A 20,899-nucleotide genomic window follows, 5' to 3' on the forward strand; every position below is an offset into this window, starting at 1 on the left:
AACGTCGTGGAACGCTGCTTCAACCGGTTGAAGCAGTGGCGGGCACTCGCCACCCGCTACGCCAAACGCGCCGCCCTCTACCGGTCATCGGTGCTACTCATCGCCGCTCTGATCTGGCTTCGCTGATCGGCAGGACACGCCCTAGCCCGCTGGAAGATCTCCGCGGCCCGGGCGGCCACGTCGTCGTCGGATCCGGACCAGATCCGGTCGAGCCACGGGCCGGCGAACAGGCCCACGATCGTCGGCACGCCGTCGGCCTCGGTGGCGTCCAGCCACTCGCTCACGCACGTCGCCTCCGGGCCGTGGACCCGGTAGTAGCCCGCCGGGTGCACCGGCCAGAACCGGTGGTCGAAGCGCAGCACCACCTTCTCCACCCGTCCGGCGCCGAGCCGTTCCAGCGCCGTCCGATGTGGCGGCGGAAGCGGCGGCTCGAATTCGATCCGTCCCTGTTTGAGGACCGGCAGCGGCACCGTGACGATCACCGCGTCGAACGCCTCCTCGAAGCCGTCGGCGACGAGGGTGACCTCGTGCTCGCCGATCCGTACCGAGCGCACCGGCCGCTCCAGCCGCACGTCCAGGCGCTCGGCGAGGTGGTCGGCCAGCAGCCGGTAACTGCCGACGATCCAGCGGTCGCCCTCACCCACCCCCGGCTCGAATCCGTGTCTCGCGCTCAGCCAGGACAGTGGAGCGCCCGAGTCCACCACGATCTCGGCGTCCACCAGCCGCAGGATCTCGTCCGCCGTGAACGGCGCCGGATCCCGAAGCCATTGCTCCACAACGTCGGCGATGGCGTCCTGTGGTGACGCCCGCTCCAGCCGGGCCCGCAATTCACGCTCCAGCCCGCCCGGAGCGCCGGCCGAGGGCGACCCCAGCACGAGCGGATCGCCGAAGTCGGTGGCGATGACCGGCAGGCTGAGCTCTTCCGCGATCCGGGCCAGCGCGTTGCCGTCGTACTGCTGCAGCCAATTGGCCCCCAGGTCGAACGTGAATCCGTCAAGGTCGACCCCGTACGCCCGCCCGCCGATCCGGCCCCGGGCCTCCCAGACCTCGGTCCGCACCCCGTACCCGGTGAGTGTCCGGGCCGCGCCGAGTCCGGCCATCCCGGCCCCGACGACGGCGACCCGGCGGTGGCCGGCTTCGGCGGCCCAGGTGGCGGCGCCGACGCCTTGCTCGTACGCGCCGTGCGTCATCCCGGCCCGGCTCGGGTGGGTCGCCTCCCCGGCGATCCGCAGCCGATCACCGACCGGCACACCGAGGGCGACGCGGTCCGCCGGCGACCCGCCGCGCCCGATGAGACTCCACGATCCGAGAGCCCAGGGGTCGTCGCCCCACCGGGAGACGAGCGAAGCGGTGAGGCGCGGATTCTGCGTCATGCGCGCAGCCTAGGCCCAAGGTCGCGACTTCCCGACGTCCCCGGCGCACGTCACAGTCGCGTGGGCAGACCACTAGCAAGAGAGCTTTATGCTGGCCAGGTGTTCGGCGACACCGTACAGCTGCACGGCCGGGACGACGAGCTTCGCGAGTTGGACCGACTCCGCGAGAGCGTGCGTGGCGGTCAGAGTGCCGCCTTGGTCATCCGCGGCGAGGCCGGCATGGGCAAGACCGCGCTTCTGCGGTACGCGGCCCAGCGTGCGCTTCCGGATTTCCGCGTCGCCCGGATCGCCGGGGTGGAGTCCGAGGCCGAACTGCCGTACGCGGGCCTGCACCAGTTCTGCGCGCCCATGCTCGGACACCTCGACGCGCTGGCCGAACCTCAGCAGTCGGCGCTGAGCGTCGCGTTCGGGCTCACCGGCGGGGCCGCGCCGGATCGTTTCCTGGTCGGCCTGGCCACCCTGAGCCTGCTCGCCGAGGTGGCCGCCGCCCGGCCCCTGATGTGCCTGATCGACGACGTGCAATGGCTGGACGCGGCGTCGAGCGACATCCTCGGCTTCGTCGCCCGCCGGCTGGCCGCGGAGTCGGTGGCCATGGTGTTCGCCGCGCGTGACGGTGCGGCCGGGGCGAATCTGGGCCGGCTCACCGGCCTGCCGGTGATGACCCTGAGCGGCGTGTCCGGTGAGGACGCGCGGGCCCTGCTGGCCACCGTGGTGCCGGGAAGGCTCGACCCGGGCGTCTGCGATCGCGTCGTGGCCGAGACGGGCGGCAACCCCCTCGCGCTGCTGGAGCTGCCCCGCGGCATGAGCCCGGCCGAGCTCGCCGCCGGGTTCGGGCCGACCGCCGGCGGGGCCGTGGCCGATGTGGAGAGCCATTACGCCGTACGGCTGAGCCGGCTGCCCGAGCCGACGCGCCGGCTCATGCTGCTGGCCGCCGCCGACGGCGCCGGGACGTGCCGACCGTCTGGCGGGCCGCGGCCGTCCTCGGCATCGGGTTCGAGGCCGCCTGGCCCGAGGTGACCGACGGGCTGTTCGAGATCGGCGCCGAGGTCCGGTTCCGTCATCCCTTGGTCCGGTCGGCCGTGTACCGGTCGGCGTCCGTGGAACAGCGCCGGGCCGCACACCGGGCGCTGGCCGAGGCCACCGACGCCGCTGTCCACCCGGACCGCCGGGCCTGGCACCACGCCCAGGCCAGCGCGGGCCCCGACGAGGAGGTCGCGGCCGAGCTCGAGCGCAGCGCCACCCGGGCCCAGGCGCGAGGCGGGTTCGCGGCGGCCGCCGCGTTGCTGGACCGCTCGGCCGATCTGACCCCCGAGGCCACCGTCCGGTTCGAACGCCGGCTGGCGGCCGTGCGGTCGCACCTGCGCGCCGGCACGTTCGACACCGCGCGGGCCCTGCTGGCGGCGGCCGAGTCGGAGGTGCCCGACGATCTGGGCGGGGCTCGCGTCGCGCTGCTGCGCGGGCAGGTGGCGTCGGCGTCCGACGCCGGCGGCGACGCCCCGCTGCAACTTCTCGAGGCGGCCCGGCGGCTGGAACGGCTGGACACCCCGCTCTCCCGCCGGACCTACTCCGACGCCTGGGAGGCCGCGCTGTTCGCGGGTCATCTCGCCCGGGCCGGCGGCGACCTGCTCGAGGTGTCCAAGGCGGCCCGGTCGGGTCCCCAGCCGGACGTTCCGCTGCGCCCGTTCGGCCGCATGCTGGAAGGGCTGCTCGTGCTGGTCACCGACGGCCGGCGGGCCGCGGAGCCGATGTTCCGCGAGGCGCTTGACGCCCTGCTCGCCGGCGACGTTCCCGACGACAACTGGCTGCACCACGCGGGCATGGCCGCGACGGCGGCGACGGCCATCTGGGATCTGGACAGTTGTAGCGCGGTGCACAGCCGGCACGTCGCGCTGGCCCGCGAGCTGGGCGCGCTGGCCGTCCTGCCGAGCCCGCTGAACGGAATGGCCATGATCGCCACGTGGCGGGGCGACTTCGAGGCGGCGGCCCGGCTGGCCGCCGAGCACGACGCGGTCAAGGAGGCGACGGGGATCAGGATCGCGCCGTACGGGGCCATGCTGCTCGCCGGCTACCGGGGACAGCCGAAGGACGCGTCGGCGCTGATCGCGGCGAGCACCGAGGACGCGATCAGCCGCGGCGAGGGGCTGGGCGTGGACCACGCACGATGGTGCACCGCGATCTTGAACAACGGCCTGGGACGGTACCGGGAGGCGATGGCCGCCGCCCGGCCCGCCGATCCGAGCGCGCCCGGACTGCTCATGGCCACCTGGATGCTGCCCGAGCGCGTCGAGGCGGCGGTCCGGTGCGGGGAACGGGCTGTGGCCCTCGCGGCCGTGGCCGAGTTCGAGTCGACCGCCCACCCCGGTGAGCACGGCTGGGGCCGGGGCCTCGCGGCGCGCTCGCGGGCCCTGGTCAGCGACGGGGACGTGGCGGACGGTCTCTTCCGGGAGGCGATCGACGAACTGGGCCGAGCCGGGGTCCGCGCCGAGCAGGCCCGGGCGCGGCTCGTGTACGGCGAATGGCTCGCCGGTGAGAACCGGCGCGACGAGGCCCGCGAACACCTGCGGACAGCTCACGACATGTTCGTGGCGATGTCGGCCGACGGCTTCGCCGAGCGGGCGCGCCGCGGGCTTCTCGCGACCGGGGAGTACGTACGCCGCACCCCGGCCGGCAACCGCGCCGAGCTGACACCCCAGGAGCTGCACATCGCGCATCTCGCCCGCGACGGCCGCACCAACCCCGACATCGCGGGCGAGCTGTACATCAGCGCGCGCACGGTGGAGTGGCATCTGCGCAAGGTGTTCGTCAAGCTGGGGATCACCTCACGGCGCGAGCTCGAAGAGGCGTTGCCGAGCCGGACCCCGCCGATATGAGCAATCGCGTGATGGCAACCGCGTCGTCCGTACGCCGGGTCGTCGTGCTTCTCGTGCTCCTGGCCACCCTGCCGGGGACCGCCGGCTGTGGCGGATCCCGGGACAGCACGGCCGTCTCCTACGGAGGCGTCCGGGACCAGGGCTCCAGCGGGTACGCCGTGGCCGAGCTCGAGGGCTTCTACGCCCGGCAGGGGCTGACCTTCTCGCCGACCTGGGCGACGTCCGGGACGGTGCTCCTGCAGGGACTGGTCAGTGGGGACTTCGACGTGGCCAACCTCGGCCCGGCGCAGCTCTACGACGCCATCGGGAACGGGGCCTGCGCCCGGGTGCTCCGGCCGACCCAGGGCGCGGGCTACGGGGTGATCGCGCAGCCGGGCCTGCACCTCGACACCACCCGGCCCTACCCCGGCATCCTCACCCAGCTGCGCGGCCGGACGGTCGGGGTGCCCGCGCGCGGCGCCGCCCAGGAACTCGTGCTCCGGTCGCTGCTGGCCGAGGCCGGCCTGAACCCGGACACCGACGTCACGTGGGTGGCGATCGGCGGGGGCGCGGCCGCCGCGTCCCTCTTCGCGTCCGGGAAGGTGGACGCGGCGATGTCCTATTCGCTGCTCGAGACGAACCTCACGACCGGTGGCACCGCCTTCGACAAGCTGGTGGATCTGGCCGGCCCGGCCGGCCCGCTGGGGGCGTTCTGGCAGACGGTCGCCGTCGCGAACTGCGACTGGGCCGACCGTCATCCGGACACGGTGATGAAGTTCTGCCACGCGCTCAACCAGGGACTCGAGGCGCTCGCGCGGGAGCCGGAGGCGGGGCCGCGGGCCTTCACCTGGCTCGGCCTCGGCTCGGACCCCGGCCGGGCGAAAACCCTGTGGGACAGGTACAAGTCACCGGTCGTGGACATCCCGCCGCTCGACGAGGGGAACTGGAATCATCAGGCGAAATTCACTGCCGGCGGCCGGGCGCCCGACTTCACGGAACATGTGGTCGACGGGTGCGCGACGGCGTGACCTGAGGGTGTGGCTGTGGCGCGCCGCGGTGCCGCTCATCACGGTGGCGCTGTGGCAGCTCGTGTACCAGCTCGACGTCACGAGCCGCGCCCTGCTGCCCAGCCCGCACGCCGTCTGGGACGCCGGGCTGCGGTTGCACCACTCCGCCGCCCTGTGGCCGAACCTGTGGTCGACCATGAGCGCGGCCCTCGCCGCGCTCGCGCTGTCGGCCCTCGCCGGCGTCCCGGCGGGAATCCTGCTCGGGATGCTGCCGCGCACGTGGTCCGTGCTGGCGCCGTACCTCAACGCGGTGAACAGCATGCCCCGGATCGCCCTGGCCCCGGTGTTCTTCGTCGCGCTGGGCATCGGGCAGGGCTCCAAGGTCGCGCTCGGCTTCAGCATCGCCGTCTTCGTGTTCCTGATGAACGCGCGCATCGGCGTGGTCAGCGCCGACGAGGACCATCTCAGGGTGTACGCCGTCCTGGGCGCCTCCCGATGGCAGCTGTTCCGCAAGCTCTATGTGCCGGTCGCCCTCCCGGCCATCTTCACCGCCCTGCGGCTGGGCATCGTCTTCGCGCTGCTCGGCGTGGTCGGCTCCGAGATCATCGCGTCCCGGGCCGGCGTGGGCCAGCTGATCACGACGTACTCGGCGACGCTGTCGATGGCCGAGGTCTACGCGCTTCTGATCGTCCTGGCGGCCTTCACGTCCCTGCTCACCCTGCTCGCCGGCACCCTCGAAGCCACCCTGCTCGGGCGGCGGCCGGGCCGGCCGGTCGTCCGTACCGGACAAGGCATTCCTACGGAGAAGAGACCGCGTACGGACCGGCCTCCGGTACGCCTGCGCTCGGTCACAGTGCGGTTCCCGGACGACGGGCCGGCGCCACACCCCGTACTCGACAATCTGTCCCTTGACGTTCCCGACGGCCAATTCATCGCCATCGTCGGCGCCAGCGGCGTCGGTAAGTCGACGCTGCTCAGCGTCGTCGCGGGACTCGCCCCGGTGTCGTCGGGAAGCGCCACGGTCTTCGGCCGCCCGCCACGAGCCGGACGTCCGGACGTCGGCTACATGTTCGCGCGCGACGCGCTCCTGCCCTGGCGCACCGCACGCCGCAACGTCGAGCTGGGCCCGGAACTGCGGGGCGACCCGGCGCTGACCAGACAGGAGCAGGCCCTTCAACTGCTTGATCTCGTACGCCTGTCCGCCGCCGCCGAGAAGTACCCGTCCCAGCTGTCGCAGGGCATGCGCCAGCGGGTGGCGCTGGCCCGGACCCTCGCCGGCGACCCCGACCTGCTGCTGATGGACGAGCCGTTCGCCGCGCTGGACGCCCTGACCCGCTCATCCCTGCGGGACATGCTGCTCGACATCTGGGACGACGGGGCCCACCGCAAAACCGTCCTGTTCGTGACCCACGACCTCACCGAGGCCCTGCTGCTGGCCGACCGCGTCGTCACCCTCGCCGACGGCGCCATCCGCACCGACGTGCGAGTGCCGTACGGCCGACCCCGAGACCAGCGAACCCTGATGGCGCGAGCGGACTACCGAGCCCTGTACGACCGCCTCCACGCCGACCTCACCACCACCGGCTGACCACCAGCCCTTCACTGTGTTCCGAGAGGCGGCTCGACTACGCCCCGGCCGTCTACGGGCGGCCGGAGCTGACCGATCTCCCTCGCCGCTCCGGAACCGCCCCTCGACACCGCCCAGCCGGACGGACGGGCGTACCAGATCGAGACCTTCGAACTGCAGGCCGACCTCAAGCGGCGGGCACGCCGATGGACAACGCCCACCGGTCGCCGGCCCGGTGTGGCCCCCACCCGCACTTCAAGCCAGCGTTCGCCGGCCAGTTTGCGGCGCTCCAGCACCAGCCCCGGAACAGCCTGGGGCCGGCGATGGCGTCCGCCCACACCTTGATCTCCTCGGGCGAGGACACCAGGCCCTCGGCCAGCAGGAGACGCTCCAGCTCACCGGTGACCTCGGCCGCCGGACCGGTAACAGTTCTCGACATCGGTGATCTCGTCCGTGTTCGGCTTGACGAGCGAGACTAGCCGCCGTGGCCCTCGATGGGGGTGTCAGGGGTAGAGGGTGAGGTCGGCGGAGCCGGCGATCGCGGTCAGCCGGGCCACGGTCGGCAGGGCGGCCGGGCGGCCGATCACGACCGCGCTGACGAGGGTGTCGTCGGGGCGGTAGACGGTCACGCTGCGCTGGTAGGTGCCGCCGGTGTGGGGGTTGAGGTCGGACATGGCGATCCGGTCACCGCCCAGGTCCGTACGCGTGCAGGACGGGCCGTCGGAGGCCAGGCAGTGCGGTGTCGCGTCGGACGACTCGGCGGCTTTGACCAGGATGACCAGGGAGACCTCGGTTTTCCCCGCGCCCAGCCAGGCCGTTGTCTGATAGGTCGCGGCCTGCCGGTTCCACCAGAACTCCACGCGGTCACAGCCCGATCCGGCCTTCGGGTGCGCGCCGTCCGGCAGCAGCGGCGTCAGCGCGGCGGTCAGGCGCCGGGCCGCGGTGTCGTGGCCCTCCGGCAGGGGGCGCAAGGGCCGGGGAGTCCGGGCGGCTCCGCCCATTCCGTTCGTGGGATGCGGGCAGGGTGCCGGCGTCGAGGCGACCGGCGTCACCGGGGTGGGTGCGGGCCGGTCCGGTGGCCGCGCCACCCACGCGACGCCGGCCACCACGGTGACAACGGTCAGCAGGGCTCCGGCAGCGGCGGCTCGCCGGGTCTGGCGGCGGCGCTCACCCTGGATCAACCGGTCGAGGTCGATGCCCGTCGGGGGCGGGTTGTCCGTCGCGCCGCGCAGCATGGCCGACAGGTCATCCATGGCTGGTCATCCCTTCGCTGGAGGCGCCCAGAATGTCGCGGAGAGTCTGCAACGCTCGTGCGGTCTGGCTCTTCACCGTGCCGGGCGTGCAGTCGAGTTCGATGGCGGTCTGCTCGACCGACAGGTCACAGAAATAGCGGAGCACCAGCACCGCCCGGCGGCGCGGCGGGAGCTTGGCCAGGGCAGCGACGATCTCCGCGTGCTCGACCGCGGGAACCCCGGTTTCGGTACGGGGTGGTTCCGGCAGCCGGTCCCAGGAGACCTCACGCCGCCACGGCCGGCGCCGCTCGTCGAGCAGGCAGCGCAGCAACACCCGCCGCATGTAGCTGTCCGGATCCTCCATGGCCGACACTCGCCGCCAGTGTCGCAACAGCTTCAGCAGCGCCGTCGAGACCAGATCGTCGGCCAGATGCCAATCACCGCAGAGAAGATAGGCCGTACGGCGCAGACTGGTCATCCGCGCCGCGACGTAGTCCCGGTAGTCCTCGCTCACCCCAACTCCTCGCCTTGTCCCCACCAAACGGAGCGGGGGTGCGACCGGGTTGCCCGCGCGGGCGAACTCGTCCCGGCGCGGGCCACCCCTCGCGCCCGCGGGTGCGGCACGCCCACCAGGTCCGGCCGCAGCCGCACCCGGACCGGCATGGGAACCATGCCGATCGCGACCACCAGGGGCGCCGACTCCGGCGCCGGGGACCGGCCGGCGAGCACGAGGCCGGCCAGGATCGTCGCACAGGCCACCCCTTCGGTGACGGTGAGGCGCTCGCCGAGCACGGCGATGCTCAGCAACGCGGCGGCCACCGGCTCGCCGAGGCTGAGAGTGCCGGCCACATTGATGCTGACCGAGCGCAATCCCTTGCCGTACAGCACGTACGCCGCCGCGGTGGTGACCACTCCGAGCCAGGCGACGACCGCGACCACCCGTACGTCGGCCAGCTTGGGTACGCCGGTGACCATCGCGGGCGTCAGCACGAGGCCGCCGATCAGCATGCTGGCCCCCGTGCCGGCGTACAGCGAAACGCCCGTGACACCGACCTGTTTCGCGGCGGTGTACAGCGCGAACGGCGCACCGGACCAGGCCGGCGCCGAGCGATGGTGATGTTGTCACGAGAGTGGTGGGCTTCCCTGCCTCGGTTACGGATCCGCTGACAAACGGAGTCGGTGGCCGCAGGGGTTGCCCGGCCGGCGAAAAATCTGGTCGGACGAGCGAGTAGGGCCGGGTGGCCTTCCCGGGACGTGGAGATCCGCAAGCTCTGATCGCCTCTGGCCGATACTGGTCGGCATGTCCCCCGAACCCGCTCCCCCGGGCGGCTGGCTCGAGCCCGACCAGCAGCGCGCCTGGCTGGCCTTCATGCGCGTCCAGCTCCGCCTGAACTTCGAGATGAATCGGCAGTTGCAGGCCGACAGCGGCCTGTCGCTGGCGGACTACGACGTGCTGAACGCGCTGTCGAACTCGCCGGGCGGCGGCATGGCCATCACCGCGCTGGCCGCGGTGCTCGGCTGGGAGCGCAGCCGCCTGTCGCACCACACCAAGCGGATGGCCGGCCGCGGGCTGGTCAGCAGCGGTCTCGCGGCCGCCGACCGCCGGGTGACCGAGGTGTCGCTGACCGCCGAGGGGCGGCGGGCCATCGAGACCGCGGCCCCGGGGCATGTGGAGCTGGTGCGGCGGCTCTTCTTCGACGGGCTGTCGCCCGAGATCGTGCGGTCGTTGAGCGAGACCCTGGAAGCGGTCTACGCCACCATCCTCGACCGTGGATCGCTGCCCCGACCGGGGAATTGACGGCCAGGTCAGGGACGGCCGTCAACGTGCGCGCTCCGCGTTTGCACCGTCACCCGCAACCGGAGGTTCTTGCCCGGTGCGGTGGCGCGACCGACAGGAGGGGTCAATCCGCCGAACCGTGAAGGACTGATCTGTTGATGCGCAAGGCCGCTGTGCTCGCTCTGGGACTCACCACCGCTCTGCTGACGGCGTCGCCGCTGGTGGACGACCGGGCCTCGGCCGCCACCACCGCCGCGCCGACCCTGGCCGGCCGGCTCGCGTCGGTGCAGACCGCCAAGCAGATCAACTACTACCCGTCGGCGAACGGCTGGACGCGGATGTGGACGTCGTTCGACCCGGTCACGATAAACGCCGACCTGGCCAAGGCCCGGGCTCTGGGCGCCGACAGCGTCCGCGCCATCGTCTTCCCCTCGGCGTTCGGCTACCCTACGCCCAAGCCTGAGTACACGAGCAAGCTCGCCCAGTTCGTCACCATGGCCGGGAACAACGGCCTGACCGTCAAACTGACCCTGTTCGACTGGTGGAACGGATACACCGACGTCGCCGGCAGCAGCGCCTGGGCCAGGGCGATCGTCTCGCCCTACCGCGACGACAAGCGGGTCATCTCGATCGGCCTGCAGAACGAACTCGACCCGGCCGATCCGGCGGCCGTGGCCTGGGCCAAGAAGCTCGTCCCGGTGCTGCGCTCGGCCGCGCCGGCCCTGCCGGTGACGATCGCCATGAGCGGGGCCGCGGGCTCGGCCGGCATGGCGAAGATCAAGTCCGCGCTCGCCGCCACGCCGCTGGACTACTACGACTACCACTTCTACGGCAACTCGGAGAACGCCCTGGCCCTGATCCGGCAGGCCCAGGCCGCCGTCGCGCCGGCTCCCCTGGTGCTGGGCGAGACCGGCGTCAGCACCCAGTCGACCAGCGAGGGCGAGCAGGCGGCCTACCTCGCCCGTGTCTTCCAGGCGGCGGCCGTGGCTGGGGTGCGCTCGGTGGCGCCGTGGACCCTCCACGACTTCCGCGCCGGCGCGATCCCCACCTCGGCCGTCGCGAAGATCGCTTCCCAGTACGCCTTCGGGTTGCACCGGACCGACGGCAGCGCGAAGCCGGCCGCCGCGGTGGTCAAGGCGGCCTGGACCGGCACCGCGTACCCGTCGAACGTGCTCGATCCGAGCTTCGAGAACGCGGCCGGTCAGACCCCGTGGAGCACCTACCTGCCCGAGCTCGGCGCGGCGACCAAGGTGCAGGGCACGGCCCGCACCGGCAAGTGGTCGGTCCAGCTCTCCAACACCGGCAAGAACGCGTCCGGCTCACCGTCCTACCGCGTCGCCCCCGTCGCCCCCGTGGTGCCGGGCGCGACCTGGCGGGCCGAGGCCTACGCCCGCGGCACCGCCGCCACCGGCGCCACCCAGGTCGCGCTGAGCTGGTTCGACGTCAACGGCCGCTGGCTCGGCGGCGCCTCCTCGGCCACCCTGCCGGCGGGCACCACCGGCTGGACCAAGCTGACCGTCAGCTCGGCGGCTCCGGCCGGAGCCGCCGGCCTGCAAGTGCACCTCAAGTCCGGCGACAACAAGGGCACTGTCTGGTTCGACGACGTGACGCTGGCCGCCTCCTAGACAGAGCCATCCGCGTGCCAGGTGCGGCCGTCGTCGTCCGAGACCTCGACCTCGGCCCGGCCGCGACGAGCATCACCTCGTCATCGCAAATTCACCACGATCACGAGGCAGCGGAGTTTGACATGTCGTATTTCCGCCGCGTGACCATCTCGCCGGTAACGGCATAACACCTTTTCCAAATATTGATGCAAATAAATCGACTCTTGAGGCCTTGGGAGCGCTCCCGTAATATCCGCGAAATAGCGTTAACGCTAACAAGGCCGTCCCCCCGGTCAGGAGATCCCCATGAATTTCTCAAGAGCGAGCAAGCTCGCCGCGGCGCCGGCCGCCGCGACTCTGCTGGCCGCGACCGCCGTCGCCGTGGCCAACCCCGCCGGCGCCGCCGCGGCCGGCTGCTCGGTGAACTACGCCGTGTCGTCGCAGTGGCAGGGCGGGTTCGGCGCCAGCGTGTCCATCACCAACCTCGGTGACGCGGTGTCGAGCTGGACGCTGACCTGGTCGTACAGCGCCGGGCAAACCGTGACGCAGGCGTGGAACGCGACAGTGACCCAGAGCGGGCCGGCGGTGACCGCGGCGAACGCCAGTTACAACGGGTCGATCGCGACGAACGGCACGGTGTCGTTCGGCTTCAACGGATCCTGGACGAGCGGCAACCCCGTACCGGCCGCCTTCGCCCTCAACGGCGTGACTTGCACCGGCGGCACCGTGCCGACATCCCCGCCGCCGACCACTCCCCCGACGACCACACCGCCGCCCGACCCGGGGGAAACCTGCACCCTGCCGTCGAGCTACCGCTGGACCTCGACCGGCCCGCTGGCCGAGCCGAAGAACGGCTGGACGTCGCTCAAGGATTTCACCAACGTCGTCTACAACGGCAAACACCTGGTGTACGCGTCGAACGTGGCCAACGGCTCGTACGGCTCGATGAACTTCGGCCTTTTCACCAACTGGTCGGACATGGCCTCGGCCAGCCAGAACAAGATGAATCAGGGCACCGTGGCGCCGACCCTGCTCTACTTCGCCCCGAAGAACATCTGGGTGCTGGCCTACCAGTGGGGACCGACGTCGTTCAGCTACAAGACGTCGACCGACCCGACCAACGCCAACGGCTGGTCGAGCGCGCAGACGCTGTTCACCGGAACGATCGCCGACGCACCGTACGGCGTCATCGACCAGACGCTCATCGGCGACGGCCAGAACATGTACCTGTTCTTCGCCGGCGACAACGGCCGGATCTACCGGGCCAGCATGCCGATCGGGAACTTCCCGGGCAGCTTCGGCGCGTCCTACACCACGATCATGAGCGATTCCACCAACAACCTGTTCGAGGGCGTCGAGGTCTACAAGGTCGCCGGCCAGAACCAGTACCTGATGCTCGTCGAGGCGATCGGCAGCCAGGGACGCTACTTCCGGTCGTTCACCGCCACGAGCCTCAGCGGTACGTGGACCCCGCAGGCCGCCAGTGAGAGCAACCCGTTCGCGGGCAAGGCCAACAGCGGCGCCACCTGGACCAACGACATCAGCCACGGCGACCTGGTCCGCACCAACCCGGACCAGACCAAGACCGTCGACCCGTGCAACCTCCAGCTGCTCTACCAGGGCAAGAACCCCAACGCCGGCGGCGACTACAACAACCTGCCGTGGCGGCCCGGACTGCTCACCCGTCAGCGCTGACGACCCCGGAGATGACGATGATGAGACGAACTCTTCTCGGATGGGTCACCGTCGCCGCCGTCGTGCTGGGCGCGACGCCGGCCCAGGCCGCCGTCGGCGGCTCCGGTCCCTACCTCGCCGACTACGAGACCTCGGCCGGCCTGCCCAACCACACCATCTACCGGCCGCAGACCATGCCGGCCGAGCGTCTTCCGCTGTTCGTCTGGGGCAACGGCGGATGCTCGGCCAACGGCCTGTCGCAGAACAACTTCCTCCGCGAGATCGCCTCGCACGGCTTCCTCGCCATCGCCAACGGCGGCCCGAACGCCTCCGGCTCGACCAACTCCTCGATGCTCACCCAATCCATCGACTGGGCGCTGGCCGAGAACTCCCGGGCCGGCAGCAAGTACTACGGCAGGATCGACACCACCAAGATCGCGGTCGGCGGATTCTCCTGCGGAGGCCTGGAGGCGTACGCGGTCTCCAACGACCCGCGGGTCACCACGACCACCATCTTCAGCAGCGGGCTGCTCAACGACGCCGACGACTACCAGTTGCGCCGGCTGACCAAGCCGATCGCGTACTTCGTGGGCGGGCCCAGCGACATCGCCTACCCGAACGCCATGGACGACTGGGGCAAGCTCCCGGCCGGGCTGCCCGCCTTCATGGGCAACCTGAACGTCGGCCACGGCGGCACCTACGACCAGGCCAACGGCGGCGAGTTCGGCCGGGTGGCGGTGCTGTACCTCAAGTGGCGGCTCAAGGGTGACACCACCGCCGGCCGGGCCTTCGTGGGCGCCGGCTGCGGCCTGTGCGGCGGCCAGTGGCAGGTCCAGCAGAAGAACCTGACGCTCGACGGCGACACGCCGCCGCCACCACCCGACTCCACCTGCTCCGCGGTCTACGCGGTGCAGGACCAGTGGAGCGGCGGCTTCGTCGCCACGGTCACCGTCACCGCCGGCGCCTCCGAGATGAACGGCTGGCGCGTCGCGCTGGGCCTGCCGAGCGGAGCCTCGATCAGCTCCCTGTGGAACGGCGTCGCCACCGGCGCCACCGGCACCGTCACCGTGGCCAACCAGAGTTACAACGGCCGGCTGGCCGCCGGCCAGAGCACGAGCTTCGGCCTGCAGGGCACCGGCAACGGCGGCGGCGCCACAGCCACCTGCGCCGCCGGCTGACGCTCGGCGACTCCACGAATTTCGCCGATCACCCTCAGGAGCCGGGCCGAGGTGCCAGCCTGCTCCTGAGGGCGGCGTTCCAGCGGGGGTTCAGATGGGCGGCGAAAGCCGGACACAAAGGCGCGTTCGGGCACGGAACGCCGCTTTCGGCGGGACCGCGGTCGACCGGCTGGTCGAGGTGGTCGCCCAGGCCACCCAGATTCCGATCGTGATCGCCTATCTGGTCACCGGCACCACACACGTCGTTCTCAGCCGGGTCGGCACCGACGCGCTCACGCCCGGCGACGAGACGCCGCTGGAGGGCTCACTGGCCGCCGATGTCGTCGCGACAGGTGTGCCGCTGATCGTCGAGGACGTCCGCACCGATCCCCGCCACGCCGCGAAGGCTCCCCTTCTCGACTACGGCGTCAACGCCTACTGCGGTTTTCCCGTACGGGACCCGGACGGGAAAGTGATCGCGGTCCTGGCCGTCGCCGCCCGTCAACCCCGGAATTGGGCCACCCGGCATCTGCGCAGCCTGGACGCGGCCACCCAACTCTTCGGCGATCTGCTGTCCGGTCCCGCCGCGACGGTGGCGGAGGCGCCGGCCGTCCGCAGCCCGAGCCGCACCGAGCGGGCCGATTCGATGTTCATGAGCCTGATCGACGCCGCGCCGGACGCGTTCGTCGGCGTCACCGCCGACGGAACGATCACCTTGATCAACGCACACGCCGAACATCTTTTCGGCTACCGGCGCGAGGAACTGCTCGGTCAGCCGATCGAACTTCTCGTCCCGGAGCGGTTCCGCGACCCGCACCCGGCCCACCGCGAACGCTACTTCGCCCACCCGAAACGCCGCCCGATGGGCGCCGGGCTCGCCCTGACCGCACGGCGCAAGGACGGCACCGAATTCCCCGCCGAGATCAGCCTCTCCGCCCTGGAGACGGATCAGGGTGTGATCGTCTCCGCGGCCATCCGGGATGTCACCGACCGGCTCATCGCACAGGGCGAACGGGAACGCCTCATCGCCCAGGCCGAGCGCGACGCCGCCGAACGCCGGGCCCAGCACGCCCGCCGGCTGGAAAGCCTCGGCGAGCTGGCCGGAGGGGTGGCCCACGACTTCAACAACATCCTCGCCGTCATCAGCAACTACTCCGAGCTGATTCAGGACAGCCTCGCCGCCGACGAAGTGACGCGGGCCGACATCACGGCCGCCCGCGACGACCTCGGCCAGATCAGCCGGGCCGCGGAACGCGCCGCACGCCTCACCAAGCAACTTCTGGCCTTCGGCCGGCGGGACATCACCCAGGCCGAGGTGCTCGACCTCAACCACATCATCGGTGAGGTCGAGCAGATGCTGCGCCGCAGCCTCGGCGAGCACATCCAGCTGAGCACCCAGCTCCAACCCTCGCTGCGGCCGGTCTTCGCCGACGCCAGTCAGCTCGAACAGGTACTGGTCAACCTCGCCGTCAACGCCCGCGACGCGATGCCCGGGGGCGGCACGCTGACCATCGACACCAGCAACGCCGAGCTCGACGGCGACGACGCGGTCACCACCCGGCTCGCCGAGGGCAGCTACGTCCGCCTGCGGGTCTCCGACACCGGCACCGGCATGACGGCCGAGGTCATGGAGCACGCCTTCGAGCCGTTCTACACGACCAAACCCCGGGGTTCCGGTACGGGGCTGGGGCTGGCCACGATCTACGGCATCGTCACCTCGACCGGCGGCGACGTCAGCCTCTACTCCGAAGCCGGCATCGGCACGACAGTCACCATCCTGCTGCCCACCGCCGAGAGCACCGCCGACGGCACGGCCGCGGTCCCCGCCGCCCCGGCCCCCGCCGGCCCAAGCCGGGGCGGGACGATCCTGCTCGTCGAGGACGAGGATGCCCTCCGGCAGGTGGCACACCGCATCCTGACCCGGGCCGGCTACACCGTCCTGCCGGCGGCCGGCGGCGAACAGGCCATCCACATCGCCCAGACGCACCCCGCAACGATCGATCTGCTGCTGTCCGACGTCATCATGCCGAAGATGCTCGGCAACGAGGTGGCCGAGCGCGTCGGGAACATCCGCCCCGGCATGCCCGTGCTGTTCATGTCGGGATACGCCCAGCCGATGCTCGCCGAGAACGGGACCCTGCCCGACGGCGTTCTCATCATCGAGAAACCGTTCACCGGGCACGAACTCCTCGATCGTGTCCAGGCCGTCATGCGCCACCCACCATCAGGCCGGTAGGCGCCGTCAGCGCCGGATCGGCTTCTCGTGGGCCCGGCGCAGGGCGGACGGGGTCGAGCCGGTGGTGGTGCGGAAGGCCTTGCCGAACGCGGAGGCCGACCGGTAGCCGACGGCGGCGGCGATGTCGTCGAGGGTGCGGTCGGTGCCGGTCAGCAGGTCGGCGGCGATCGTCATGCGGGTCCGGGTCACGAAGTCGGCGACACCCAGGCCGGTCGCCGCCGAGAAGTGCCGCACCAGGGTGGCCCGCGACACGCCGGCCACCCTGGCCAGCCCGTCGATCGTCCACGGGCGCCGCGGGTCGCTCACCACCGCGTCGACCACCCGGCGCAGGCCCGGGTCGGTGACGGCGGTCCACGGCGGAAGGTCGCCGCCGGCGCGGCGCAGCACCAGGGCGAGCAGCGCCTCGCAGAGGGACGCGATCATCGCACCGGCGCCCGGGCCGTCGCCGTCCGCCTCGTCGCGGATCAGCCGGCCCAGCGGCTCCAGCGGCGAGCCGGAGCCCAGTCCCAGGGAAGCGTGCACCACGTCGGGCAGGCCGGCGAACAGCAGCTGGCCTGGCCCCGGCTCGTACCTGAAGTGGCCACAGAACAGGTCGATGTCGGGCGGGCCCGGGCCGCGCAGCGTGTCGACCGGCCCGTCGCGGTGCAGCTCGGCCGGCACGGGCGGCTCGGCGGCCACGGCCCGCACCCGGTGGCGGGAGCCTCGCGGCAGGACGAGCACGTCGCCGGCGCGCAGGTCGACCGTGCGGCCCTCGATCTCCACCGTGCAGCGACCCGCCAGCAGCAGGTGGAAGGGCACGTCGCCGGCCGGGTTGTCGAGCACGTGCGCGCCCGCGAGCTGGCAGCGCACATCGACGGCGCACTCGAGGCGTGCCATGCGGAGGAGTTTGCTGATCGCATCCATGAGCCGATTGCGATAATACTTGAGCCGATCACGTCTTGCCGGATCAGGGGCGCCGACCGAAGCTGGTCACATGGAAACTGTGCACGCGGACCTCCTGGTGATCGGCTTCGGCAAGGGCGGCAAGACGCTCGCGGCGGCGATGGGCCGGCAGGGCCGCCGGGTCGTCATGGTCGAACAGTCCGACCAGATGTACGGAGGCACCTGCATCAACATCGGGTGCGTGCCGACCAAGGCGCTCATCCACCGCGCGTCGGCCCGGCCGCGGGACGCGGATCCGCGCGCCTGGTACGAGGAGTCGGTGGCGTGGACGGCCTCGCTGACCACGCTGCTGCGCGGCAAGAACTTCGCCATGCTCGACTCGCTCGACTCGGTCACCGTGATCACCGGCACCGCGGCGTTCCTCGACGAGAAGCGGGTCGCGGTCACCGCCGGCGCCGACCGGCTGGAGATCACCGCCGACACGATCGTCGTCAACACGGGCGCGGAACCGGTCGTCCCCGACGTGCCCGGCCTGCGCGACAGCAAGCACCTGGTCACCGGCACCGAGCTCATCGCCGGCCCCGATCTGCCCCGCCGGACGGCCGTCATCGGCGGCGGCTACCAGGGCATCGAGTTCGCCGCGATGCTCGCCCGTTACGGCGCCGAGGTCACCGTCCTGGAGAAGGGCGAGCGGATCCTGCCCCGCGAGGACGCGGACGTCGCCGCGGCCGCCGAGGAGATCCTGCGCGCCGAGGGCGTGCGCTTCGTGACGGGCGCCCGGGTCATCGAGGTCACCGACGACGAGGACAAGGCTTTCGTGCGGTACGAGGTGGACGGTGTGACCGCCACGGCCGAGGCCGACGCGGTTCTCGCGGCGGCCGGCCGCCGGCCCCGTACCGGCGAATTGAACCTCGCCGCGGCCGGCGTGCGCACCACCGCGACCGGCGCCATCGAGGTCGACGAGCACCTGCGCACCAGCCGACCGCACATCTTCGCGATCGGGGACGTCAACGGCGGCCCGCAGTTCACCTACATCTCGCTGGACGACTACCGGATCGTCGCCGACCAGCTCACCGGCGCCGGGAAGCGCTCGACGGCCGACCGCGCCGCCGTCCCGTACGTCCTCTTCATGACCCCGCCGCTGGCCCGTGTCGGCCTGACCGAGGACGAGGCCCGGGCGGCGGGCCGGCCGGTGCGGGTGGCCGCCAAGCCGATCGCGGCCATCGCGGCCATGCCCCGGGCCCGGATCGTCGGCGACACCCGCGGGCTGATGAAATTCGTCATCGACGCCGAGACCGACGCCGTCCTGGGCGCCGCCCTGCTCAGCGTCGACGCCCAGGAGCTGATCAACACCGTGGCCCTGGCCATCCGCGCCGGCGTCACCGCGACCGAGCTGCGCGACGCGATCTGGACCCACCCCAGCTCCACCGAGGCCTTCAACGAGGTGCTGGCGACGATCGTGCGCTGACCTCAGAGGTAGGTGCGCTTGGCGACCGCCTGGCCGGCCTTGGCCGCGGCGGTGTAGAAGGCGCGCAGATTCTCCAGGTGCTGCCGGACGCCGGCCAGGAACTCGTCGGACAGGACACCGCCGGCGCGCTCGGACAGTTGCGGGCGCCGCTGTTCGAGCAGCGCGTCCGGGTCGATGTCGCCCAGGTACGCGGCGGCGACGGCGGTCTTCTCCACATCGAGCAGGATGATCATGTCACGGTCGGCCGGCCCGGCCTGCCCCAGCGGGTCGCCGCCCAGCACCACCAGGTCGGCCAGGGTGCCGGAGGTGTGCCGGTCGCCGGTGAGGGCGAGGTCGACGAAGGCCCAGTCCCGGCCGAGGCTGCACAGCAGACCGGCGGCGGCCTCGGCCGCGAACACGTCGTCGTCCATCGTCGCGCCGAACCCGGACTCCAGGTGCTCGAGCCCACGGGCGACGTCCTCGGGCGACACCCGCCTCATCAGCACAGCAATGGCCACGTGGTCTCCTCCCGAAGTGAACGCCGCCGCAACGCTAGGGGCACGCACCGCGGTAATCAACGGTGAGCAATATCAATCGCCCGGAGGAGATTTTCGAGTAACGGAAACGGCGGCCGGAGCGCTTTTACTTGTCCTTCCCCGGGTGAGACGGTTTCGTCTTCACTGTTGCGCTCGGTGACGGCTCGGGCACGCCGGCGCAGTAGTCCGTCACGTTCTCCTTACCGCCGGCCGCGGCGATCAGGTCCCGCCGGTCCCGCCCGTTCATCGGGTGCCCGCCCGCGGCGTCGACCTTCCAGGCCGTACACCAGGCAACCCGGTCCGCCGCCGCAACCGAAGGCGAAGGGGAAGCGGCGACCGAAGGCGAAGGGGAAGGGGAAGGGGAAGGGGAAGCCGCGGGCGAAGAGGAAACGGAGGCCGGGGGCGACGGGGAAACAGACGCGGCCGGCGAAGGGGACTCGGAGGCCGCCGGAGAAGGGGAAACAGACGCCGTCGGCCGGGGGCCGGGAGCCACGGGAACCGGGGTGGGGGCCTCGACGGGAGGCACGCCCCACCCCGAGAACAGTCGATGCGCCTGCCGCTGCACGCCACCCGGCAGGTTGCCGGTGCGCGCCGCCACCGCCGTGCCCCCGGCGCCGAGCACCAGCACCGCCGCCGCGACGCCGACGATGACGGCTCGCGGCCGGGCCGCGCGCCTGCGGCCGGCCATGGCCCGGCGGCGTTCGACGGCCAGGGCGGCCGCCACCTCCCGCTCACCGCGCGTCTCGGCCGTGGTGGCCGGGGCCCGGACGGCGTCGAGCAGATGATCCAGCCCCGGATCGCCCGACCGGCCGCCCGCGGCCACCCGGTCCGCCTCGTCGGATCCGCGCATCGGCGTCACACCTCCTCGGCGGCGCTGGGCCGCAGGGTCCCGTCCGCACGGTCGCGGACTGACGAGTCGGCGGCGCCGGGCCGCTCGGTTCCGGCCGCACGGTCGCGGACTGACGAGTCGGCGGCGCCGGGCCGCTCGGTTCCGGCCGCACGGTCGCGGACCTGGGGGTCGTCGGCCAGCCGGCGTAGCCCGCGCATGGTCGCGATCCGCACCGCGCCGCGGCGTTTGCCCAGCACCCGGGCGGTACCGGCGACGTCGAGACCGGCCACCACGCGCAGCATCACGGCCTCGGCCTGATCGCCCGGGAGCGCCGCGATCCGCTCGAGGGCCCAGTCGATCTCCACGCCCTCGATCATCTCGGTGGCGGCGTCCCGCGACTGCGACCCGTCGTCGACCGCCGCGGCCGGTTCCTCGCGGCGGCGGCCGGCCCGGCGCCGCTCGTCGATGCCGCGGTGCCGGGCGATGCGGAACAGCCAGGCCCGGAACGCGTCCGGCCCGCCGGAGAACCGGTCGAGGTCACGGGCCGCCTGCAGCCAGGTCTCCGAAGCCGCGTCCTCGGCCGCGTCGCCGGCCACCACCCGCAGGTAGCGCAGGACGGCGGGGTTCAGCGCACGCCACAGCACGGCGAAGCCCCGCTCGTCACCGGCCCGCGCCGCGATCAGCGCGCCGGCCAACTCCTCGTCCGTCGGCACCGTCGATCCCCTCGCA

The 20,899-nt window shown here is 72.1% G+C and carries 19 protein-coding genes and 1 pseudogene; 11 read left to right on the top strand and 9 right to left on the bottom strand.

Going from position 1 to position 20,899, the window contains the following annotated elements:
• Nucleotides 1-126, top strand: a pseudogene (locus ACGFJ7_RS45340) (IS5/IS1182 family transposase); the annotation flags it as partial.
• Here ACGFJ7_RS45340 and ACGFJ7_RS45345 read toward each other — a convergent pair.
• Nucleotides 78-1,373 (bottom strand): FAD-dependent oxidoreductase, encoded by a 1,296-nt coding sequence (locus ACGFJ7_RS45345; RefSeq protein ID WP_392648566.1) that lies wholly within the window; start codon nt 1,371-1,373, stop codon nt 78-80. The pseudogene ACGFJ7_RS45340 and the gene ACGFJ7_RS45345 sit on opposite strands and share 49 nt — an antisense overlap.
• A gap of 99 nt (nt 1,374-1,472) precedes the next feature.
• Here ACGFJ7_RS45345 and ACGFJ7_RS45350 point away from each other — a divergent pair, with 99 nt between their 5' ends.
• The 4 genes from ACGFJ7_RS45350 to ACGFJ7_RS45365 are packed head-to-tail and all read left to right on the top strand — an operon-like array spanning nt 1,473 to nt 6,817.
• Complete coding sequence (locus ACGFJ7_RS45350; RefSeq protein WP_392648569.1) at nt 1,473-2,390, top strand: AAA family ATPase; 918 nt, start codon at nt 1,473-1,475, stop codon at nt 2,388-2,390.
• Entirely contained in the window at nt 2,324-4,243 is a 1,920-nt protein-coding gene (locus tag ACGFJ7_RS45355) for a LuxR C-terminal-related transcriptional regulator (protein ID WP_392648572.1), read from the top strand. Before ACGFJ7_RS45350 ends, ACGFJ7_RS45355 begins: the two co-directional genes overlap by 67 nt.
• A gap of 11 nt (nt 4,244-4,254) precedes the next feature.
• Nucleotides 4,255-5,250 carry an ABC transporter substrate-binding protein gene (locus tag ACGFJ7_RS45360; protein WP_392648575.1) on the top strand — a complete coding sequence of 332 codons (996 nt, stop codon included), beginning with the start codon at nt 4,255-4,257 and terminating at the stop codon, nt 5,248-5,250.
• Between the two features lie 7 nt (nt 5,251-5,257).
• Entirely contained in the window at nt 5,258-6,817 is a 1,560-nt protein-coding gene (locus tag ACGFJ7_RS45365; protein ID WP_392648577.1) for an ATP-binding cassette domain-containing protein, read from the top strand.
• A 166-nt stretch (nt 6,818-6,983) separates the two neighbouring features.
• Here the strand turns inward: ACGFJ7_RS45365 and ACGFJ7_RS45370 are convergent, their stop codons facing one another.
• The 4 genes from ACGFJ7_RS45370 to ACGFJ7_RS45385 form a co-directional block, all read right to left on the bottom strand.
• Nucleotides 6,984-7,235 (bottom strand): hypothetical protein, encoded by a 252-nt coding sequence (locus tag ACGFJ7_RS45370; protein ID WP_392648580.1) that lies wholly within the window; start codon nt 7,233-7,235, stop codon nt 6,984-6,986.
• A 64-nt stretch (nt 7,236-7,299) separates the two neighbouring features.
• Nucleotides 7,300-8,049 carry a hypothetical protein gene (locus tag ACGFJ7_RS45375; protein WP_392648582.1) on the bottom strand — a complete coding sequence of 250 codons (750 nt, stop codon included), beginning with the start codon at nt 8,047-8,049 and terminating at the stop codon, nt 7,300-7,302.
• Nucleotides 8,042-8,542 (bottom strand): SigE family RNA polymerase sigma factor, encoded by a 501-nt coding sequence (locus ACGFJ7_RS45380; RefSeq protein WP_392648585.1) that lies wholly within the window; start codon nt 8,540-8,542, stop codon nt 8,042-8,044. The genes ACGFJ7_RS45375 and ACGFJ7_RS45380 overlap by 8 nt, the downstream gene beginning before the upstream one ends.
• Nucleotides 8,539-9,102, bottom strand: a complete 564-nt coding sequence (locus tag ACGFJ7_RS45385) for an EamA family transporter (RefSeq protein ID WP_392648687.1) — start codon at nt 9,100-9,102, stop codon at nt 8,539-8,541. The genes ACGFJ7_RS45380 and ACGFJ7_RS45385 overlap by 4 nt, the downstream gene beginning before the upstream one ends.
• 226 nt (nt 9,103-9,328) lie before the next feature.
• Between ACGFJ7_RS45385 and ACGFJ7_RS45390 the strand changes: the two genes are divergently transcribed.
• The 5 genes from ACGFJ7_RS45390 (at nt 9,329) to ACGFJ7_RS45410 (ending at nt 16,476) form a co-directional block, all read left to right on the top strand.
• Nucleotides 9,329-9,826: a MarR family winged helix-turn-helix transcriptional regulator gene (locus ACGFJ7_RS45390; RefSeq protein WP_360256999.1), complete on the top strand. Its 498-nt coding sequence runs from the start codon at nt 9,329-9,331 to the stop codon at nt 9,824-9,826.
• A 137-nt stretch (nt 9,827-9,963) separates the two neighbouring features.
• Nucleotides 9,964-11,430 carry a cellulase family glycosylhydrolase gene (locus tag ACGFJ7_RS45395; protein WP_392648589.1) on the top strand — a complete coding sequence of 489 codons (1,467 nt, stop codon included), beginning with the start codon at nt 9,964-9,966 and terminating at the stop codon, nt 11,428-11,430.
• 285 nt (nt 11,431-11,715) lie between these two features.
• Nucleotides 11,716-13,104: a non-reducing end alpha-L-arabinofuranosidase family hydrolase gene (locus ACGFJ7_RS45400; RefSeq protein ID WP_392648592.1), complete on the top strand. Its 1,389-nt coding sequence runs from the start codon at nt 11,716-11,718 to the stop codon at nt 13,102-13,104.
• 20 nt (nt 13,105-13,124) lie between these two features.
• Nucleotides 13,125-14,261: a cellulose binding domain-containing protein gene (locus ACGFJ7_RS45405; RefSeq protein ID WP_392648595.1), complete on the top strand. Its 1,137-nt coding sequence runs from the start codon at nt 13,125-13,127 to the stop codon at nt 14,259-14,261.
• Between the two features lie 94 nt (nt 14,262-14,355).
• Nucleotides 14,356-16,476, top strand: a complete 2,121-nt coding sequence (locus ACGFJ7_RS45410; protein WP_360257009.1) for an ATP-binding protein — start codon at nt 14,356-14,358, stop codon at nt 16,474-16,476.
• 6 nt (nt 16,477-16,482) lie between these two features.
• On the opposite strand, the gene ACGFJ7_RS45415 is transcribed toward ACGFJ7_RS45410, so the two are convergent.
• On the bottom strand, nt 16,483-17,379 hold the full coding sequence (locus ACGFJ7_RS45415; RefSeq protein WP_360257011.1) for an AraC family transcriptional regulator: 897 nt from the start codon (nt 17,377-17,379) through the stop codon (nt 16,483-16,485).
• Between the two features lie 70 nt (nt 17,380-17,449).
• On the opposite strand from ACGFJ7_RS45415, the gene ACGFJ7_RS45420 reads away from it, so the two are divergent.
• Nucleotides 17,450-18,826 carry an FAD-dependent oxidoreductase gene (locus tag ACGFJ7_RS45420; protein ID WP_392648600.1) on the top strand — a complete coding sequence of 459 codons (1,377 nt, stop codon included), beginning with the start codon at nt 17,450-17,452 and terminating at the stop codon, nt 18,824-18,826.
• A 2-nt stretch (nt 18,827-18,828) separates the two neighbouring features.
• On the opposite strand, the gene ACGFJ7_RS45425 is transcribed toward ACGFJ7_RS45420, so the two are convergent.
• From ACGFJ7_RS45425 to ACGFJ7_RS45435, 3 genes are all read right to left on the bottom strand, one after another.
• Nucleotides 18,829-19,323 carry a DUF1877 family protein gene (locus tag ACGFJ7_RS45425; protein ID WP_392648603.1) on the bottom strand — a complete coding sequence of 165 codons (495 nt, stop codon included), beginning with the start codon at nt 19,321-19,323 and terminating at the stop codon, nt 18,829-18,831.
• Between the two features lie 124 nt (nt 19,324-19,447).
• The gene (locus ACGFJ7_RS45430; RefSeq protein ID WP_392648605.1) at nt 19,448-20,191 is read right to left on the bottom strand and encodes a hypothetical protein; all 744 of its coding nucleotides are present in this window, start codon (nt 20,189-20,191) and stop codon (nt 19,448-19,450) included.
• A 5-nt stretch (nt 20,192-20,196) separates the two neighbouring features.
• Nucleotides 20,197-20,883: an RNA polymerase sigma factor gene (locus ACGFJ7_RS45435; RefSeq protein ID WP_392648607.1), complete on the bottom strand. Its 687-nt coding sequence runs from the start codon at nt 20,881-20,883 to the stop codon at nt 20,197-20,199.
• Nucleotides 20,884-20,899: the final 16 nt, after the last annotated feature.

The organism is Actinoplanes sp. NPDC048988, assembly GCF_043197815.1.
Lineage (GTDB): Bacteria > Actinomycetota > Actinomycetes > Mycobacteriales > Micromonosporaceae > Actinoplanes.

Coding starts and splice junctions, on each gene's coding strand:
- ACGFJ7_RS45430 (WP_392648605.1), bottom strand. CDS start 20,191: ATGCGCGGATCCGACGAGGCGGACCGGGTGGCCGCGGGCGGCCGGTCG.
- ACGFJ7_RS45375 (WP_392648582.1), bottom strand. CDS start 8,049: ATGGATGACCTGTCGGCCATGCTGCGCGGCGCGACGGACAACCCGCCC.
- ACGFJ7_RS45415 (WP_360257011.1), bottom strand. CDS start 17,379: ATGGATGCGATCAGCAAACTCCTCCGCATGGCACGCCTCGAGTGCGCC.
- ACGFJ7_RS45420 (WP_392648600.1), top strand. CDS start 17,450: ATGGAAACTGTGCACGCGGACCTCCTGGTGATCGGCTTCGGCAAGGGC.
- ACGFJ7_RS45370 (WP_392648580.1), bottom strand. CDS start 7,235: ATGTCGAGAACTGTTACCGGTCCGGCGGCCGAGGTCACCGGTGAGCTG.
- ACGFJ7_RS45405 (WP_392648595.1), top strand. CDS start 13,125: ATGAGACGAACTCTTCTCGGATGGGTCACCGTCGCCGCCGTCGTGCTG.
- ACGFJ7_RS45395 (WP_392648589.1), top strand. CDS start 9,964: ATGCGCAAGGCCGCTGTGCTCGCTCTGGGACTCACCACCGCTCTGCTG.
- ACGFJ7_RS45390 (WP_360256999.1), top strand. CDS start 9,329: ATGTCCCCCGAACCCGCTCCCCCGGGCGGCTGGCTCGAGCCCGACCAG.
- ACGFJ7_RS45410 (WP_360257009.1), top strand. CDS start 14,356: ATGGGCGGCGAAAGCCGGACACAAAGGCGCGTTCGGGCACGGAACGCC.
- ACGFJ7_RS45400 (WP_392648592.1), top strand. CDS start 11,716: ATGAATTTCTCAAGAGCGAGCAAGCTCGCCGCGGCGCCGGCCGCCGCG.
- ACGFJ7_RS45345 (WP_392648566.1), bottom strand. CDS start 1,373: ATGACGCAGAATCCGCGCCTCACCGCTTCGCTCGTCTCCCGGTGGGGC.
- ACGFJ7_RS45360 (WP_392648575.1), top strand. CDS start 4,255: ATGGCAACCGCGTCGTCCGTACGCCGGGTCGTCGTGCTTCTCGTGCTC.